The organism is Rhodococcus sp. YL-1 (genome assembly GCF_001942025.1).
In the GTDB taxonomy this organism is placed as follows: Bacteria; Actinomycetota; Actinomycetes; order Mycobacteriales; family Mycobacteriaceae; genus Rhodococcus_F; species Rhodococcus_F qingshengii.
In genome coordinates this window covers 452,048-470,312 of record NZ_CP017299.1, presented here as the reverse complement: position 1 = coordinate 470,312, position 18,265 = coordinate 452,048, and the positions used below count along the sequence as shown (strand labels likewise).

At 62.3% G+C, this 18,265-nt stretch carries 19 protein-coding genes; 6 read left to right on the top strand and 13 right to left on the bottom strand.

Annotation, left to right across the window (positions count from 1 at the left end; all coding sequences use genetic code 11):
- Window positions 1-14 precede the first annotated feature (14 nt).
- The 8 genes from BH682_RS02230 to BH682_RS02195 are packed head-to-tail and all read right to left on the bottom strand — an operon-like array spanning window position 15 to window position 8,068.
- The gene (locus tag BH682_RS02230) at window positions 15-2,225 is read right to left on the bottom strand and encodes an acyl-CoA dehydrogenase (protein ID WP_075831921.1); all 2,211 of its coding nucleotides are present in this window, start codon (window positions 2,223-2,225) and stop codon (window positions 15-17) included.
- A 27-nt stretch (window positions 2,226-2,252) separates the two neighbouring features.
- Window positions 2,253-3,383: a steroid 3-ketoacyl-CoA thiolase gene (locus BH682_RS02225; RefSeq protein ID WP_075831919.1), complete on the bottom strand. Its 1,131-nt coding sequence runs from the start codon at window positions 3,381-3,383 to the stop codon at window positions 2,253-2,255.
- Window positions 3,380-4,234 (bottom strand): SDR family NAD(P)-dependent oxidoreductase, encoded by an 855-nt coding sequence (locus BH682_RS02220; protein ID WP_075831917.1) that lies wholly within the window; start codon window positions 4,232-4,234, stop codon window positions 3,380-3,382. Before BH682_RS02220 ends, BH682_RS02225 begins: the two co-directional genes overlap by 4 nt.
- Before the next feature lies 1 nt (window position 4,235).
- Entirely contained in the window at window positions 4,236-5,444 is a 1,209-nt protein-coding gene (locus BH682_RS02215) for a DegT/DnrJ/EryC1/StrS family aminotransferase (RefSeq protein WP_075831915.1), read from the bottom strand.
- Window positions 5,445-5,476: 32 nt separating this feature from the next.
- Window positions 5,477-6,658, bottom strand: coding sequence for a lipid-transfer protein (locus BH682_RS02210; RefSeq protein WP_075831913.1), 1,182 nt, complete (start codon window positions 6,656-6,658; stop codon window positions 5,477-5,479).
- Window positions 6,655-7,068 carry an acyl dehydratase gene (locus BH682_RS02205; RefSeq protein WP_030535712.1) on the bottom strand — a complete coding sequence of 138 codons (414 nt, stop codon included), beginning with the start codon at window positions 7,066-7,068 and terminating at the stop codon, window positions 6,655-6,657. Before BH682_RS02205 ends, BH682_RS02210 begins: the two co-directional genes overlap by 4 nt.
- On the bottom strand, window positions 7,065-7,493 hold the full coding sequence (locus tag BH682_RS02200) for a Zn-ribbon domain-containing OB-fold protein (RefSeq protein WP_054188605.1): 429 nt from the start codon (window positions 7,491-7,493) through the stop codon (window positions 7,065-7,067). The genes BH682_RS02205 and BH682_RS02200 overlap by 4 nt, the downstream gene beginning before the upstream one ends.
- Entirely contained in the window at window positions 7,490-8,068 is a 579-nt protein-coding gene (locus BH682_RS02195) for an FAS1-like dehydratase domain-containing protein (protein ID WP_054188606.1), read from the bottom strand. Before BH682_RS02195 ends, BH682_RS02200 begins: the two co-directional genes overlap by 4 nt.
- Before the next feature lie 65 nt (window positions 8,069-8,133).
- Between BH682_RS02195 and BH682_RS02190 the strand changes: the two genes are divergently transcribed.
- Window positions 8,134-8,847 (top strand): TetR/AcrR family transcriptional regulator, encoded by a 714-nt coding sequence (locus BH682_RS02190; protein WP_172827063.1) that lies wholly within the window; start codon window positions 8,134-8,136, stop codon window positions 8,845-8,847.
- Here the strand turns inward: BH682_RS02190 and BH682_RS02185 are convergent.
- From BH682_RS02185 to BH682_RS02170, 4 genes are all read right to left on the bottom strand, one after another.
- The gene (locus tag BH682_RS02185; RefSeq protein ID WP_007731537.1) at window positions 8,834-10,306 is read right to left on the bottom strand and encodes an MFS transporter; all 1,473 of its coding nucleotides are present in this window, start codon (window positions 10,304-10,306) and stop codon (window positions 8,834-8,836) included. The genes BH682_RS02190 and BH682_RS02185 overlap by 14 nt on opposite strands.
- An 86-nt stretch (window positions 10,307-10,392) precedes the next feature.
- A complete protein-coding gene (locus tag BH682_RS02180; protein ID WP_042447770.1) occupies window positions 10,393-10,962 on the bottom strand; it encodes a TetR/AcrR family transcriptional regulator in 570 nt (189 codons plus the stop codon).
- Window positions 10,962-11,582, bottom strand: coding sequence for a recombination mediator RecR (gene recR, locus BH682_RS02175; protein WP_003943917.1), 621 nt, complete (start codon window positions 11,580-11,582; stop codon window positions 10,962-10,964). Before recR ends, BH682_RS02180 begins: the two co-directional genes overlap by 1 nt.
- Window positions 11,583-11,594: 12 nt before the next feature.
- Window positions 11,595-11,933 (bottom strand): YbaB/EbfC family nucleoid-associated protein, encoded by a 339-nt coding sequence (locus tag BH682_RS02170; protein ID WP_003943929.1) that lies wholly within the window; start codon window positions 11,931-11,933, stop codon window positions 11,595-11,597.
- Window positions 11,934-12,042: 109 nt separating this feature from the next.
- Here BH682_RS02170 and BH682_RS02165 point away from each other — a divergent pair, with 109 nt between their 5' ends.
- The 3 genes from BH682_RS02165 (at window position 12,043) to BH682_RS02155 (ending at window position 14,735) form a co-directional block, all read left to right on the top strand.
- A complete protein-coding gene (locus BH682_RS02165; protein ID WP_075831911.1) occupies window positions 12,043-12,843 on the top strand; it encodes an Rv3717 family N-acetylmuramoyl-L-alanine amidase in 801 nt (266 codons plus the stop codon).
- 84 nt (window positions 12,844-12,927) lie between these two features.
- Window positions 12,928-13,224, top strand: a complete 297-nt coding sequence (locus BH682_RS02160) for a hypothetical protein (protein ID WP_007731542.1) — start codon at window positions 12,928-12,930, stop codon at window positions 13,222-13,224.
- Entirely contained in the window at window positions 13,224-14,735 is a 1,512-nt protein-coding gene (locus BH682_RS02155; RefSeq protein ID WP_075831910.1) for an alpha/beta hydrolase, read from the top strand. The genes BH682_RS02160 and BH682_RS02155 overlap by 1 nt, the downstream gene beginning before the upstream one ends.
- Before the next feature lie 54 nt (window positions 14,736-14,789).
- Here the strand turns inward: BH682_RS02155 and BH682_RS02150 are convergent, their stop codons facing one another.
- Complete coding sequence (locus BH682_RS02150; protein ID WP_003943959.1) at window positions 14,790-15,224, bottom strand: SRPBCC family protein; 435 nt, start codon at window positions 15,222-15,224, stop codon at window positions 14,790-14,792.
- 338 nt (window positions 15,225-15,562) lie between these two features.
- On the opposite strand from BH682_RS02150, the gene BH682_RS02140 reads away from it, so the two are divergent.
- Together BH682_RS02140 and BH682_RS02135 are read left to right on the top strand one after the other, a co-directional pair.
- Window positions 15,563-16,966: an FAD-binding oxidoreductase gene (locus BH682_RS02140; protein ID WP_007731548.1), complete on the top strand. Its 1,404-nt coding sequence runs from the start codon at window positions 15,563-15,565 to the stop codon at window positions 16,964-16,966.
- Window positions 16,963-18,264, top strand: coding sequence for a class I SAM-dependent methyltransferase (locus BH682_RS02135; protein ID WP_003943932.1), 1,302 nt, complete (start codon window positions 16,963-16,965; stop codon window positions 18,262-18,264). Before BH682_RS02140 ends, BH682_RS02135 begins: the two co-directional genes overlap by 4 nt.
- Window position 18,265: the final 1 nt, after the last annotated feature.

Below are 18,265 nucleotides of genomic sequence, written 5' to 3'. Positions count from 1 at the left end.
GAAACTCCTAAGATCTACGAACGCGGCAGGCCGAGTACGCGCTGCGCGATGACGTTGAGTTGAATTTCGACGGTTCCGCCGCCGAACAGAATCGAGGGAAGTCCGATGTGGTCTATCGCGTAATTCGCCGACGGGTCGACAACGGCGGCACGAGGTCCGAGCAGTCGCAACAGATCCCGCGAGCCCTCACGCTGCGCCAGGGCGTTGTACACCTTCGACACGCTGATCTCGGAGCCCGGTTCCTGACCCGCCAGTCGCGCCGACACCCCGCGTAGATTCATCGCGGACAGTGCCAACTCACGAGAGATACTGCGGCCGAGGCCTTCCACTGCGTCTTCGCGAGGGCAGTCGTGGCTCGCGTCGGCAATAACCTGACGGAACAGCCGACTCGAACCGTGGTGCAGCGTGCTGCCCATACTCAGGCGTTCGTTGGACAGCGTTGTCGCAGCAAGCTTCCACCCTTGCCCCGGCTCCGCCACCAGGCAGTCGTCCGGGACGAAGACGTCGTCGAGGAATACCTCGTTGAACTCCGACTTACCGGTGGCTTGTTTCAGCGGACGTACGTCGATGCCTTTCGAGGTCATGTCGACCAGGAAGTACGACAGCCCACGATGTTTCGGAGCGTCGGCGTCGGAACGCGCCAGGCATACTCCCCAATCGGCCTCGTGCGCGCCCGAGTTCCACACTTTCTGACCCGACAGGACCCAGCCACCGTCGACCTTGCGCGCTTTCGTGCTCAGACCGGCCAGGTCTGATCCCGCGCCCGGCTCACTGAACAGCTGGCACCAGATGATGTCGGCGCGCAGCGAAGGCTCGACGAACCTGTCCTGCTGCTCGGCGTTGCCGTGTTCGAGAATCGTGGGCAGCACCCATTCCCCGATCACCGTGGACGGTTGAGCCCAACCTCGCATCGCGAATTCGTGTGCGATGACGGCCTGTTCTCTCGGTCCTGCTCCCAGCCCGTACGGCGCCCGATAGTGTGGGGCTACCAGTTTGGCGTCGGCAAATCGGGCGCGTCGAGCACTCCCCTTGGCCGGCGCCCAACTGGCGCTGGTGGTTCCGTCGTCGGGCAGCAGCGCAACCTCGTCCAGAACCCTGCGAACCTGCTCTCGTAGTTCCGGCAGCATGTCCGGGTCGACAAAGGAGAAATCCCGTTCCGAATCGGCGGACCGGTCTCCCAACGTGTGTGCCCACTTCACCTCGGATCCCGCCACCGCAGCGATACTGATTGCCCGGCGCCAGTACAGATGCGCGTCATGCTCCCAGGTAAATCCGATTCCGCCGAGCAACGTGACACATTCGAGGGCGTTCTCGATGCCGACGGGCAAAGCGGCCAACGCAGCTTGAGCCGAGACAAGTCTGTGCTGATCCTCGTCGTGCTCTTCGGACCGAGCGGCGTCCCACGCTGCGGCACAGGCAATCTCGGAGCGGACCAGCATCATGGCCGCCTTGTGCTGAACTGCCTGGAAGCTTCCGACCGGACGGCCGAACTGCTGCCGGGACTTCACGTAGTCGACCGCGGTGCGTAGCGCCCACCCGGCTATACCGCTCGCCTCCGCAGCCAACACCGTGTTGACAATCAGTTCAACTCGGTGCGCCTGGAGACCCTCGACGATCAGCCCAGCGTCGACCTTGTGATCGGTCAACGTCAGCGTCCCGATCGAGCGTGTCAGATCCACTCCGTCTTCGACCTCCACCGCAGCGGAAGACGACTGCTCGAGCCGGAACCACAACTCGCCGTCTTCGCTGTTCGCTTGCACGAGAACGACATCGGCTCCGGGTAGACCTAGAGCCGGGTCGGCAGAACCGCTCACGGCCCACCCTGCATCGCTGCGAGCCGCGCGCAATCCCACGCCGGTGCAGACTGCTCCGGTTGCGCCGGTGGCCAATTCGATCAGCATTGATTCCGCAGCCGGGCCGGCAGCTGTTGCGAGGATCCCACTGGCGATGACCGTCGGAACGTACGGTCCCGGGTAAAGCGCATCACCCAATTGCTCGACTACCACCGCCAGTTCGGCAAGCCCTGCCCCGTCACCGCCGTACTGCTCCGGCAGGTGCACTGCGTGCAGTCCCTGACGGACCAATCCATCCCACGAGTCCGGCCGATCACCGGCGGCGTACCGCTTGACGTTGCTCCGCGTATCGGCGATTCCACCGAAGCGGTTCGCGAATGCGGCTACCGCTTCCGCCAGGTCACGGTGATCTTCGAGCAGGGGCAGTGCCATGGCAGGTTCCTCAATCTTCGGTTCTTGTCAGATGCGTTCGAGAATCAGGCAGGTGGTTGCGGCGGACGCGCAGATCGCGATCAGCGCGATGGACTTGTCCCGGCGCTCCAGTTCGTCGATGGCATTGGCCAACAGTCTGATTCCGGTTGCACCGGCCGGGTGGCCCAGCGCGATTGCACCACCGTTGACGTTCAGCAATTCGGGATCGACGCCGTGAACCTGCGCGAACGACATCGGTACCGAAGCAAATGCCTCGTTGACCTCGAACAGGTCGATGTCGTCGATCGTCAGACCGGTGCGGCCGAGCACGATGTTTGCCGCGTCCACGGGACCGTCGAGCATGAACTCGATGTCTCCGCCGATGACGCACTGCGCCAATATCTTTGCCCGCGGCCGCACGCCGAGCATCCTGGCTCGATCCTCGGACATCAGTAGAGCGGCACTCGCACCGTCCGAGACCTGCGAAGACGTTCCAGCGGTGTGCAATCCGCCCTCTTGAACGGTCCGCAGTTTCGCGAGTCCTTCGAGACTCGATTCGCGCAGACCCTGATCCCGATGGACCGGAGCGTCAGAGCCCGGAGCGACCACATCGATGATGTGCGAGTCGAAGCGTCCTGCCTCCCATGCTGCTGCGGCTCGCTGCTGCGAGCGCAGCCCGAAGGAGTCGAGATCCTCGCGGCCGAAACCGCGCTTGACAGCAATCCGATCGGCCGCGGTGTACTGATCGACGGTATCGAGTGACCACGACTCCGGACGTGGTGTTCCGACGCCGGTACCCACCTTGTACGTCAACGGAGCGCGGGACATCAGTTCCACACCGCACGCCACACCCACGTCGACTGCACCGATGGCAATCTGCCCGGCAATCAACTGCACCGATTGCTGCGCGGTTCCGCACTGCGCGTCGATCGTGGTGCAGCCCGCTTTCAACGGAAGGCCCGCATGCATCCAGGACGTACGCACGATGTTTCCGAACTGCTCACCGAGAGGCGTCACACAGCCGCCGATGACCTGGTCGACCGCGCCAGGATCCACGCCCACCCGATCCAGCACGCCTTTCTGCGCATAACCCAACAGTTCCGCCGCGTGGACTCCGGACAGCCAACCCTCACGCTTGCCGAACGGCGTTCGTGCTGCGTCCACGATGACGGGCTTCATGCCAACTCCTCGGTTCGTAATGCCGGGTTCTCCGGTAATGCCGTTCCGTCCAGACCACGCACGGTCAGGGACCACTCGTCGATCAGGTCCAAGCTGACGCTCGAGCGCGCGGTGAACTCGGTGTCGCAATCACACAGCGCTGTGACCGCTTCCACCATTTCTTCCATAGATTCGACCTGATCCGGCCGGATAGTCTCACCGACCAGGACCCTGGCGCCCTCACTGAGCACCGCTGCCCGCGGTTGAACCGTGTTGACGCGAACCCCCTGGCCGTAAAGCTCCACGCCCATGCCGTTGCTCATCCTGTTGAGCGCTGCTTTGGACGCGCCGTACACGGTCATGGCAGTTCCCGGTTCGACCCACGTGAACGGCGGGCCATGCCACGGTTTGACGGTGCCACTGGACACGTTCACGATCCAGCCGTATCCGTTTGCCACCATCCCCGGCACCACGGCTTGCATCAGATCGAGCGGTGCATGGACATTTGCCTCGAACATCAACCGTCGCCGCCGCAGTGGGTAATCCGAGAGCGGCTGATAGATCGCCGCTGCCGCGTTGTTCACCAGGATGTCTATAGTCCCGCCAAGCTTCTCGATCGCCAGCGGCACAACGGTGTCGCGCTGCTGCTCGTCCGTCAGATCTGCGACAACTATCTCGACTTTGGTTCCGTACTTGGCAATTCGAGCCGCAGTCTCTTCGAGACTGCCCGGCAGGGTTGCGTGTGCACCGAGCGTCCGAGCCACGAGAGCGACGTCGGCACCTTCCGCTGCCAGTCGCTCCGCGACGCCCGCACCGATTCCGCGACTGGAACCGGTGACAAGCGCTCGGCGGCCGTCAAAGCGCCTCGTCATGCTATTTGAACTTCGCGGCGAAGCGATTGATGCTCTCCGCAATCCGAGCAACTTCGTCGTCACGCAAACCGTGGCTCATGCCGAGTGTCATGCCGCGGGCAAAAACTGCGTCCGCTTCCGGCAAACCTTCGGCCGGCTGGCGAAATTCGATGTTGTTCATCATGGGGTGACGAGTGACGTTGCCGCTCCACACGGTTCGGGTGTCGATGCCGTCGGCCTCGATGGCTTCCTGCAGGTCGCTGCGCGTGAAGGGGGCGTTCTCGTTGATCATCACCGGGTAACACAGCCACGCCGTGTCGAGACCGTCGAGTTCTACCGGCGTCGTGAAGAATTCAGGGTGGGCGCCGTATGCCGCCGAGAAGGCCGCAAATGTTGCCTTACGCGTCTTGTAGTTCTGTTCCAGCTTGTCGAGCTGCACGACGCCGTAAGCTGCGCCGAGTTCGGAGGGCTCGAAGTTCCACGACATGAGCTCGAAGATGAAGTCGTTGTCGTAGTCGACGCCGTCGAGTTCTTCACGGAAGACTCGGCCGGACTTGGTACTGCCGAACAGGTTCGGCTCGCTACGACGGCCCCAGCGGCGAAGCAGCAAAGCCTTGTCACGGCTGGCTTCGTCGTCGACGCACACCATTCCACCGGTTCCCGCGCACGTGATGATGTGTGCCATCGAGAAACTGGTGACGACGATGTCCGCCCGAGACCCGGTGGGAGTACCGCGGAGCGTGGCGCCGATCGCGTCACACGAATCCTCGATCACCTTGAGTCCATGGCGATCAGCGATATCACGGATGACGTCCCAGTCTGGGCAGTTGCCGGCCAGGTTCGGCATCAGGATGGCACCGGTCTTCGCGGTGACCATGGCTTCGATCTTGGTGACGTCGACGTTGAACGTGTTGGGTTCCACGTCCACGAACACCGGCACCAGACCGGCACGCACGATCGGTGCGATGTCGGTGGAGAACGTCAACGGCGACGTGATGATCTCACTGCCGGCAGGCAGTCCGAGCAGCTCGACTGCCAAGTACAAACCCGAGGATCCCGAGTTGCACATGACGCCGAACTTCTTGCCGGCCAAGGCCGCGATACGTTCTTCCATCTCGAAGACGTTCTTGCCGATGCGCAATCCTTGATGCCCGCTGCGCAAGACGTCGACAACAGCCTGTATTTCTTCCTCGCCGTGGGTGGCCCTGGCGTAGGTGATCCGCTCGCTCATCTTGTTCCTGCTTTCTCGAATAGGCGGCAGATTCAGCGATCTGCCGAGAGGACGAGCGCACTGTGCGGGACGGGAGAGCCGCCGGTCACGAGCACGTTGTCCAGAGTTTTGGTCGGTTGATTGGTGGAGGTGCCGCGGATCAGGCGAACACCTTCGGCAATACCGTTGACGCCGTGGATGTATCCCTCACCGAGTTGACCGCCGTGGGTGTTGATCGGCAGGCGACCGTCCAGCTCGAGATTGCCGTCGGCGATGAAGTCTTTTGCCTCGCCCCGACCGCAGAATCCGTACTCCTCGAGTTGAAGCAGAACCATCGGAGTGAAGGCGTCGTAGAGAATTGCGGCATCGATGTCGTCCGGCCCGATACCGGCCTGGTCCCACAGTTGGCGCGCCACGAGTTCGACTTCCGGCATGCTGTCGATGTCGTCGCGGTAGTAGCTGCTCATCGAAATCTGTTGCGGACCTACACCTTGCGCAGCGCCACTGATGACCGCAGGTTTGTGCGGCAGGTCGCGGGCGCGCTCCGCACTGACGATGACCAGCGCCTGTCCGCCGTCACTTTCCTGGCAGCAGTCGAGCAGGCGGATGGGGTCAGCGATCATGCGTGAGTTCTGATGGTCCTCGATAGTGATCGGGCGTTCGTAGAACCAGGCCTTGGGGTTGTTCGCCGCATGCTTGCGTGAGAGGACCGAGACCTGGCCGAAGTCGGCGCTTGTTGCCCCGTACTTGTGCATGTACAGCTTGGCGAGGAAGGCTTCCTGCTGCGCCGGGGTCAGAAGCCCGTACGGGTTGATCCAGTTCCGATACTCCTGGTCCGTCGACGCGTTGTACGCAAAAGGTGGCGGCCCGGCGCCGAATCGGTGACCGGATCTTTCGTTGAAGGCGCGGTAGACGACCACAACGTCGGCAACTCCGCTGGAGACGGCAAGCGCTGCTTGTTGAACCGGTGCGCAGGCACCGCCGCCGCCGTGTGGAATTCGACTGAAGAACGTCAGTTCCGGGATCCCGAGGGCGCGTGCGACCGCAATCTCGGGATTGTTCTCCATGGTGAACAGCGCAAATCCGTTCACCTCTTCTGCCTCGATGTGAGCGTCGTCGAGTGCGGCGATCACGGATTCGCACGCCAACTGCCATTCGCTGCGGCCGGAGTTCTTGGAGAACTCGGTTGCGCCGATTCCGGCGATGGCTGCTTGCCTCGAAAATCCTCGTGTCATGCGATTACCCTTTCCACCGGTTCGAGAGTCACGTCGGCCGTCACGTGTGTTCCGCGGGCGTTTTTCCCGAGAACCGTCACGGTGAGCGCCCGGCCGTCTGTGGCGGTGACCTTGCCGGTGAATGTCATGGTGTCTCCGGGGAAGTTCGGAACACCAAGCCGTAGTGATGTTTTGACGATCCGTGATGCCGGGCCGGACCAGTCGGTGATGTAGCGGTCGATGAGCCCGTTGGTGGTGTTGATGCTCATGAAGATGTCGGGAGTTCCGCGATCCTGGGCCTTGCCCGGATCGTGATGCACGTCCTCGAAATCCTGAGAAGAGATCGCGGTGGCGACGATCAGCGTTCGATCCAACGGCAATTCGAGGCTCGGGAGGACCGAACCCACTTCGCAGTCAATCAGTTTCGTCATTGCACCGAACCCCGTCGCCTCAGTTGCGGCAGCATCTCGCCGTGAGCGTGCTCGGAGAAGGTCACTTCGAGTTCCATGCCGAAGTCGAGTTCCTCGTGATCGATCCCCGCGATGTCGGCAACCAGACGCGTGCCTTCTTCGAGATCGACGAGTCCGACGGCGAGTGGGTACTCGAAAGCAGGATCCTTCGGGTGATGGATGACCGTGAAGCTGTGCAACGTGCATCGCCGCGTGGATTCGACTGTGTCCCAACTGAACGAGCGGCATTCCGGGCAGGCGGGCGCTGGCGGGTGGCGCAGAGTCTTGCAATCCGCACACCGTTGGATCTCGAGGCGACCCTCTTTGGCCGCGGAGAAGAAGAAATCGTTGTCGTCGGTGACGGTGAGTCTCGGCACCGCGGTGTGGCGGGAGCCAGTCTCGCTCATGCGATTACCTCCTGGGCTTCGGGCTTGGTATCTGTCTGGGCATCTGGTTTGAATCTGAGCAGTCGAAAGCGCTCTTCGACCAGCGTCTTTCCGTCCTGGTCCACGTACTTCTTGAACAGAGTGATGAAGCACCCGTGACCGAGAGCCGTCTGTTTGAACGGCGAGATCGCTTCGATGGTGAAATGCGCGGTGACGTGGTCACCGGGGCTCAGCTCCGCGAAATACTCCTGCTCGACGTTGGTCGCGACAACGGAGGTGTATCCGGCCTCGTCCAACAGCGCCAGCAGTCGTGAATAGGCGAAGTCCTCGGAGACTCCGTCGGCACGAAGTTGCTGGACCTGCCTATAACGTCGGTAACCCGCCATCACCCAGGTCGAGATCATGGCGGGCGGACAGACGACGTCTCGACGACCGGTACTGCGGGCGGCCTCGGCGTCGACGTAGATCGAGTTGCGGTCGTCGTGCGCCTCGACCCAGTTGCGGATCATCGCCTCGTTGACGGCGTAGCGGGCGACGCGGGGTGGTTCGGCCTCTGCGCCGATGAAATTCGGAAACTGCGTCTGCAGGCTCTGCACTGAAATCCTCCGTGAACGAAAGTTGAGCAAGCGCTTGATTTTGAAGCTAGCATAGGAATCCGGAAGTGGAAACACGCGATCTCACCGACGAATTGGTTCGAGCCGGAGCTATCAGGCAGGATTGCGCTACGTTCGACGCCGGCAGCCCGGCACCCCCGAAACCCTGCCCTGAGCAGGACCGACAACCAGTGGAGATTTCAGTGGCATCACCAGATCGTCGGGAGAAGATCCTGGAGAGCTCAGCCGAGCTGTTTGCCAGGAAGGGTGTCGCCACCACGACCGTTCGCGAGATCGGCGACGCCGCCGGTGTGTTCTCGGGCAGCCTCTACCACTACTTCAAGTCGAAGAATGCGATAGTTGCCGAGCTCATGCGCGGCTTCATCACCGACATTCAGCTCCGCTTCGATCAGGTGGAGAAGACGGCAAACGACCCCGAGGAAGTCCTGCGCGGCTTGATCCGCGAGACGCTGGTCGTCATCGAACTACACCCGCACCCGACGGCGATCTACCAGAACGATCGGGCTTATCTTCGCGACAACGATCTCCTGCAATCCGTCGACGGGCCTTCCCGCCAAGTCCGCGAGCATTGGATGAAAGCGATTGCCGAAGGCGTCGATCAGGGAATCTTCCGCAAAGACGTGGCACCGGAAATTTTCTATCGATCGGTACGAGACACCTTGTGGTCGACAACGCATTGGCCGGATCGCCAGAAGTACACCACCGACGAGTTCGCGGATCTGATGATCACGCTCTTCCTCTCGGGATTCAGGGTCGCCTGACCAGATCCGGCAAATCCAGATGTTTCGGGGTTCGTCCCTGCGGCAACAGGATCGACACCGCGAACACGACCACCGCGCAGCCCGCGCACACCAGGTAGGCGACGGAGAATCCGGTCCACGACGTGGAATGTTCCGAACCGCTGATCACGAATGCAGCGAGAATGGTTGCCACCGTCGCACTGCAGATCGTGCTTCCGGACGTCCGCAGAAGTGAGTTCACCCCGTTGGCAGCCGCCAGTCGCTGACGAGGTACGGCAACCAGAATCAGCAGCGAGAGCGTGCTGTACACGATGGCAGTCCCGACCGCTGTGATACCCAGTGCTGCAACCACTCCCCACAGCGGCTTACCGGCAACGGCGTGAATCCCGTACCCGCCGGCGAGGAACACGGCGCCGGTCAACATCGCGGTCCGTGAACCGAAGCGGTCGGTGATACGCACCGCAACCGGTGAGAACAGCACCATCGCGATACTCGCCGGAATCTGGCAGAGCGCTGCCGCGATGATCGACAGGCCGTACCCGGCACCCGGCCCCTTCATCCCCTGCAGCAGTTGTGTCGTGATCAGCGTGTTCCCGAAAAACGCGAACCCGACCAGCAGAGCCGCCAGATGCGGGATCAACACCGCACGTTTCACGAGAGCACGGACGTCGACCAGCGGATTGACGTTGCGCCGCTGTTGAATTACCCAGAGCGTGAACAGCACCGCCGACGCGGCCAGCATGGAGATCACCGCTCCACTGGTCCACCCCCAACTCGACCCCTGAGTGATCGGCACAAGCAGAGCAATCATCGCGGCGCTCAGACCAACCGCCCCGACGCCGTCGAATCTTCCCGACGGATTCGGCTCGGACTCTCGAATGAACAGCACCGCAGCAAGAGTCACGGACAGCCCGATGGCGGTGGTTACCCAGAACAGGACGTGCCAGTTCGAGTACTGCGCGATCATCGCGGAAAACGGTATGCCCAAAGCGGTTCCGACGCCGAGCGTCGAACTCATCATGGCCACTGCGCCGTTGACCTTGTTGCGTGGCAATTCGTCACGGAGCATGGAGATTCCGATGGGGATGACTGCCGACCCGGCCCCCTGCAACGCTCTCGCGAAGATGAGGACAGCGATGTCCGACGACAGCGCACACAACATCGAGCCGAGAGTCATCATCGAGAAAGCAACCAGAAGCATCTTCTTCTTGCCGAACATGTCGGCGAGTCGACCGAAGATGGGAGTGACGACAGCGCCGACCAGCAGCGTGACGGTCACCAGCCAGGACACGGCCGTGCGTCCAGCGCCGGTGAAGTGCGGCAACTCCGGCAGCAGTGGAACGATGACCGTCTGCAGAACAGCCTGGAACACTGCGGCGGCGACAACGATGGGGAACAGGAAGCGGGAGCGCGGCTGCGCGAGTCCCGCATCGGAGGTGGTGACTGCAGGCGTGCCCGGCGGACGGTCGAGCGTCGTCACCCCACACCGCCTGTTCTCACTAGGTAAATATCCGTTCACCTACATTAGGTGAACGGATATTTACCTAGCAAGAATTGTGACGCCGCTCACCCGTCGAGCAGCTTTTGCACCAGCGGTGCGTACAGCGCAACCACCTCGTCCTGGGTGCCGGTGGCATGGCCGGCCATCATCCGTCGGCGCATGATCGCCACTCCGACCACCATCGACATCGCCAGTTCCGCGCGCAATCTCGCGTCGGGGCCGGACAGGCGACCGGCGAGGGTGTCGATCATCTGCGTCGAATAGTTCTCGCGCAGCTTGCGGTTGCTCTCTTCACTGACGCCGCTCATGAACAACAAGCTCATGGACAGCGGCTTGTACGACTCCAACGGCTTGGTGAACAGCGAGACCATGCGCTCGCCGAGCGAGTCGTTCGGGGCATCGAAGACCGTGACCGCCGCTGCCCGGAAGTCGACCAACTCGTCGTACAACTGCTCTTTGGAACCGAAGTACTTGATGATCAGAGGCGCGCTGACGCCTGCGTCTTCGGCGATGTCCTTGAGCGTGATTTCGCGGTACGGCCGAGTCGCGAATGCTTTCCCGGCCGACGCGATGATCTGCGCACGCGTCTGCTCGGACGTACGACGCACCTGCTGACCTTGCTCCGTGCCGCTCATCAAGCGTTCCGCGACAATTCACGACGGCCGGACAATGCCCGACCCAGCGTCAACTCGTCTGCGAATTCGAGATCGCCACCCATCGGAAGACCCGAAGCCAACCGAGACACCGTCAGCCCCGGAATGTCTCGCATCATGCGAACGAGATAGGTAGCTGTCGCCTCACCCTCCGTGTTGGGGTCGGTGGCGATGATGACCTCGGACACGTCGACGCCGTCCTCCTGATTTGCGATGCGAGCCAACAACTCCCGGATACGCAACTGGTCAGGCCCGATCCCCGAGAGCGGATTGAGCGCACCGCCGAGCACGTGATAACGACCCTTGAACTCACGGGTGCGCTCGACGGCCTGAACGTCCTTCGGTTCCTCCACGACGCAGATCACCGTGCGATCGCGACGTGCGTCGGCGCATATGCGGCACTTCTCCTGATCGGAGACAGTTCCGCACACCGTGCAGAACTGAACGCCGTCACGGATGCGCTGCAATGCATTTTTCAAACGGTCGATCTCGGGAGGCTCCACGGAGAGCAGGTGAAAAGCGATGCGTTGAGCGCTCTTCGGCCCGACTCCGGGAAGCTTCCCGAGTTCGTCGATCAGATCCTGAACCGGACCTTCGTACACGCGTTCTCGTTTCTAGAAGCCGGGGAGACCGGGAAGGCCTCCGCCGAGTCCGCCGGCCAACGGGCCGAGCTTCTCAGCAGCGACTTCCTGTGCCTTACGCGAAGCGTCCTCGATCGCGCCGATCACCAGATCCTGCAGCGTCTCGACATCTTCGGGGTCGACGACCTTGGGATCGATCTGCAGACCGACAACCTCGCCGGTGCCCTTGACCGTGGCGACAACCAGTCCGCCACCGGCCTGACCGGTCACTTCGGCCTGAGCCATTTCCTGCTGCGCCGCCATCAATTGCTGCTGCATCTGCTGAGCCTGAGCCAACAGAGCAGACATGTCGGGTGCTCCACCTGGTTGCACGAGCGGTCCTTTCTACAGAGTTATCCCCACCAGCGTAGTCGGTGCGCGCTACCGTGAGCGGGTGCGCCGGAACCAGTCAGACACCGTAAAACCGTCAAGAGGGTCAAACATGGCATCTCGTGTGTTCCGCTCCACTGCCCTGATCGCCGTGGTCTGGGCCGGGCTTCTGAGCGCTGCGTGCACGATTCCGACCGAGACTGCCGAGGCCACGACTTCGGTCGAGGTGTCTCCGCTGAGCACTGTCGCCGCTGACGTCCCCGCTGCGCTCACCGGCAAGGTCGTCTTCCTCGATCCCGGGCACAGCGGGGCGAACGACGACAGCATCAACACCCAGGTCCCCACGGGCCGCGGCGGCACCAAGAACTGCCAGACCACCGGCACCAACACCGATGCCGGGTTCCCCGAGCACACCTTCAACTGGGAAGTCGCGAGCCTGGTCAAGAGCGAACTCGAAGGCCAAGGCGCCACAGTGGTCCTGAGTCGACCGGACGACATCAGCGTCGGATCTTGCGTCGACGCACGCGCCGAAGCTGCCAATTCCTCCGGCGCCGACGTAGTGGTGAGCATTCACGCGGACGGCGCAGCAGCCGGAGCCGAGGGCTTCCACGTCTGCTACTCCGCGCCCCCGCTGAACGCGGTGCAGGCCGGCCCGTCCGTCACCTTTGCCGAGACCATGCGCGACTCACTCGTCACAGCCGGACTCACCCCGTCGACCTACATCGGTGACGACGGGCTGGCACCGCGCGCCGATCTGACGGGACTCAATCTGTCGCAGCGGCCGTCGATTCTGGTCGAACTCGGCAACATGCGAAATGCCGACGAGGCAGCGCGCATGACGAGCCCGGACGGTCAGCAGGAATATGCGTCCGCCGTCACCAGCGGAGTCACCGCCTTCCTCACAACCCCCTGACCTGTCTTCTGTGGAGAAATTCCACTTGTCCACAGGTATGTCGGCACCGCCGAGGTAGCCCGCTCACCTGGATACGGTTCTGCCATGGGGCCGATACTTCAGGTAGATTTCGCTGCTCTGCAGCAACTTTCAGCTGATCTGTCTCGAATTGCGGATCAGATCTCGGGGATCGATTCCGCCGGCCCGATTTTCGAAGCCGCGGCGGCCCTGAATTCGTCCGCTGTCACGGCTGTGTCGACTGGGAATGCAGGCGTCATCGCCGACGCGTACCGGCACCTGGCTACGCAGTTGGGACTCATGGCGTCGGGAACCGCTGCCGCAGCACGTCTGTACGACGCTGCCGAGGGCGAAGTGGTGTCCGAACTGCGCGGAGCCTACTGATGCAGCCCACCGTCTCTCAGCTTCGAACGTGGTCACCGGAGAAATTGCGCACAAGCGCTTCAGAATTGATCGACATCGACCGGCAGATCGAAGTCCTCGGCAATGACGCCGGACGCAGCATCGACGCCGTCCGCGAATTCTGGCAGGGACAAGCGTCGAGCGCGGCGGCAGTGCAGTGGTCGGGTATCTCGCTTTCCTCGTCGCGGCTGTCGGTTGCGGTTCGCGTAGTTGCGGATCTGTATGGCGGAGCGGCCAATACGATCGGTGCGGCGCGAAAATCAGTTCTGGACCTGGTCGAGGAGGCGACTCTCGAACACGGCTTGACGGTGTCAGACAGTGGAGCGGTATCGGCACCTGAGACGAAGCAGCCATGGAATCTGGCCGACGCTATGCAAGATTCCGAAAACGCCACGGCTGCACAGGTTTTTCAGCAGAAGATCTCCACTGCATTGACGGCACTCGACGACGAAGACAACCGGGCCGCGACTGCTCTGCGTGCGGCATTCCGAGAGATCGGATCACTCCTTGGCAATCAGCCTGATCGCCTCGACCGCACTGTCGTCGACATCCTCGACGGGAGGTCGACACTCCCCGGGACACCCACGGAGCTACACCGACTCTGGGAATTGCTCACGCCCAACGAGAAAGACGCGTTGGCGAGGTGGGATCCGTCCATCGGTAGCCGCGACGGCCTTCCCGCTCTCGACCGGGACTACTACAACCGGCGGTACCTCTCTGCGCTCGAGCAGTTGCCGGATCGAACGGTAGCTGCCGGATACACGGCCGTGCGCGGCGAACTTCGACCGGACACGTTCCTTCTCTCGGTCACGGATGGGCATGCCGTCGTGGCAGTCGGTAATCCCGATGCCGCCGGCAACGTCGCAACACTGGTTCCCGGAACCGGCTCCGGGCTGTCGGGCGTCGGCGGAGACCTGCAACGAACCAAGGCCATGTACGACGCGTCCGTCAGGGCAGCACCGACGGAAGCCACATCAGTGATCCTGTGGTCCGGATACGACGCTCCCCCAGGCATTCCCGAGGCAGCATCGGATCGGTACGCCACCTCCGCAGCGCCGAGGCTCGACAGCTTCCAGGACGGGTTACGAACCTCGCATGACGGTCCGCCTTCGCACAACGTGGTGATCGGTCATTCCTACGGCAGCACCGTCATCGGTGCTGCGACTACCCGTGGCGCTTCCCTCGACGTCGACGAACTGGTTTTTGTCGCAAGCCCCGGCGTCGATGCCGAGCGCGTGAACGAACTGAGCCTGGACGGCGTCGACTCGGCCGAGATGGCTCGCCATGTTCATTCGACGACGGCCTTCTGGGATCCGGTCCAATTGATCCCCACGATCCTCGGAGTCCACGGGTTCGACCCGTCGGATCCGGAATTCGGCGCGCAGGTATTCACCGGATCTCCCGGGGAGCCTGGGTTCGGAGTTCACAGCGATTACTGGGAAAGCGGAAACCCCGCACTCACCGAATTCGGACGGATCATTACCGGCCCATGAAAGAAGGCGCCGTACCGGTGAAGGTACGACGCCATCTCGGTGATGCAGGATCGGTTAGACGAGTTCGCGCTTGAGGTTGTCCAGGACCTGGGCCTGGATGCGCTGCAGACCCTTCGGAGCGAACGTGCGCTCGAAGAAGCCGCCGATACCGGTGGCACCCTGCCACTGGGTGAGCGTCGTCACCGTCGTTCCGGTGCCGTTGGGGGCAACGGTCCAGGTGGTGACGAGGCTGGAGTTCGCGTCCTTCTCGGTGATGACGTTGCCGTCGACCGTCACTGTCGCCTTGACGTTGCGCGAGCGCTTTTCCGTCGCCTTGAGCGTCCACTGCGCGACGGTTCCGTCACCCTGGCCACCTTCGACGACCTTGTAGTCGAGGTACTGCTCGGACAGGATTCGCGGGCGAACCGTCTCGTAGTCCGAGAGCGCCGCGAGCACCTTGTCGGGTGCTGCTGTGACGACTGTCGAACTCATTGCATTGACCTGACCCATATGCTCTACGTCTCCTTGCTCGACCAACGCGGCTCGATACCGCGAATGACTACCCGAATCCGCACCTCGAACTGCGCAGATATTCCTTTCCATACTGCCTGCTGCGCCCGGGTATCTCGACCATCTACCCATTCCGTGTGAGCTGGTTCACCACTCGGAGCATTTACCGAGTTCGATTGCAACAACTCGATCAAATTCGGGCATTAATACCCCTCCGGATAGCTTGCACACGCAACTACCGATAGCGTCAGGGTGTGACTCTCTCGTTCAATGGGGTAGTTCAGAAGTTAGATCGAATCCGGACAAAGCAAGGCCCGGGTTCCGATGCTGCGCGTGAAATGGGGTTCGAGCAGCACAGAGAAGGCGTCGAACGCCTACTCGCGTCATACCGCGCCATTCCCGCCGATGCTTCTGTACGCCTGGCAAAGAAGACATCCAATCTGTTCCGCGCTCGCGCCAAGACGTCGGCCCCCGGCCTCGACGTCAGCGGTCTGGCAGGTGTCATCGCCGTCGATGCGCAGGCGCGCACAGCCGACGTCGCCGGCATGTGCACGTACGAGGACCTCGTCGACGCGACGCTGCCCTACGGGCTGGCGCCCCTGGTCGTGCCTCAACTCAAGACCATCACCCTGGGCGGTGCGGTGACCGGCCTGGGCATCGAGTCCACCTCGTTCCGCAACGGCCTGCCGCACGAGTCGGTACTCGAAATCGACGTACTGACCGGAAGCGGCGAGATCATCACCGCAACACCGGACGGCGAACACGCCGAACTGTTCTTCGGTTTCCCCAATTCCTACGGCACCCTTGGCTATTCGACGCGATTGAAGATCGCACTCGAACCCGTCAAGAAGTACGTCGCCTTGCGCCACGTGCGCTTCGATTCGTTGAAGAAGCTCGAAGAAACGATGGATCGCATCGTCACCGAACGCGAGTACGACGGGATCGCCGTCGACTATCTCGACGGGGTGGTCTTCACCGATTCCGAGAGCTACCTCACACTCGGCGTGCAAACCGACGAGGAAGGCCCGGTCAGCGATTACACCGACCAGGACATCTTCTACCGGTCGATCCAGCATTCGTCACTCACCCAGCCCAAGACGGATCGCTTGACCATTCGCGACTACCTGTGGCGCTGGGACACCGACTGGTTCTGGTGCTCACGAGCTTTCGGTGCACAGAACCCGAAGATCCGGCGCTTCTGGCCCAAGCAGTACCTGCGCAGCAGCTTCTACTGGAAGCTGATCGCCCTCGACCACAAGTACGACATCGGAGATCGCCTCGAAAAGCGCAAGGGCAAGCCCCCGCGCGAACGCGTCGTCCAGGACGTCGAGGTACCCATCGAACGAACCGCGGACTTCGTCTCGTGGTTCCTCGAGGAAATCCCGATCGAACCACTGTGGTTGTGCCCGTTGCGTCTTCGTGAGCCAAGCCCGGCCGCCGCTTCTGCATCACGGCCGTGGCCCCTCTACCCCCTCGAACCCAAGCGCACCTACGTCAACATCGGCTTCTGGTCTTCGGTGCCGATCGTTCCCGGTGAGCGCGAGGGGGCAGCAAATCGACTGATCGAAGAAAAGGTCAGCGATTTCGACGGACACAAATCGCTCTACTCCGACTCCTACTACTCGAAGGAAGACTTCGAGGAGCTGTACTACGGCGGCGACCGGTACATCGGACTCAAGGAACGCTACGACCCGAAATCCCGTTTATTGGATCTATTCTCTAAGGCGGTGCAACGTAAATGACCACGTTCAAAGACTCCAAAAGCCAGGACAAGCTCTCTATTGCCGAGATTCTCGAGACGCTTTCCGACGGCATGCTGCCGCTTCGATTCACCGCGTACGACGGCAGCACCGCCGGCCCCGAAGATGCCGACTACGGACTGCACCTCAAGTCGACTCGCGGAACCACTTATCTCGCAACAGCTCCCGGCGACCTCGGCATGGCCCGCGCGTACGTCTCCGGCGATCTCGAAGCCGAGGGTGTCCACCCCGGTGATCCGTACGAGATCCTGCGCATCATGGGTGACGAACTCCACCTCAAGCGCCCGTCCGCACTGACGCTCGCCAGCATCACGCGCTCCCTGGGCTGGGATCTGTTGCGGCCCATCGCCCCGCCGCCCCAGGAACATCTCCCTCGCTGGCGTCGCGTCGCAGAAGGACTGCGTCACTCCAAGACTCGTGACGCCGAAGTCATCCATCACCACTACGACGTCTCCAACACCTTCTACGAGTACGTCCTCGGCCCGTCCATGACGTACACCTGTGCCGCTTACGACAATGCGGAACAGACGCTCGAAGAAGCCCAGGAGAACAAGTACCGCCTGGTGTTCGAGAAGCTCGGACTCCAGAAGGGTGATCGACTTCTCGACATCGGCTGCGGCTGGGGCTCGATGGTCCGCTACGCGGCCAGGCGCGGCGTCAAGGTGATCGGCGTGACTCTCTCTCGCGAGCAAGCGGATTGGGCACAGAAGGCCATCGAGGACGAGGGCCTCGCCGATCTCGCCCAGGTCCGTTTCTCCGACTACCGCGACGTGGCCGAGACCGGATTCGACGCAGTGTCCTCCATCGGCCTGACCGAGCACATCGGCGTCGGAAACTACCCGGCGTACTTCGAGTTCCTCAAGGGCAAGCTGCGTGAGGGTGGGCGTCTGCTCAACCACTGCATCACCCGTCCGGACAACCGAAGCAGCGCCAAGGCAGGCGGATTCATCGACCGGTACGTCTTCCCCGACGGGGAGCTCACCGGTTCGGGTCGCATCATCTCCGAGATCCAGAACGTCGGCCTCGAGGTGCGTCACGAAGAGAACCTTCGCGAGCATTACGCACTGACGCTCGCCGGATGGTGCCAGAATCTCGTCGACAACTGGGACGCCTGCGTCGCCGAGGTCGGCGAAGGAACCGCCCGCGTCTGGGGCCTGTACATGGCCGGCTCACGACTCGGGTTCGAGCGCAATGTCGTTCAGCTGCACCAGGTTCTGGCCGTGAAGCTCGGCCCCAAGGGTGAGGCGCATGTGCCGCTTCGCCCGTGGTGGAAGGCCTAGG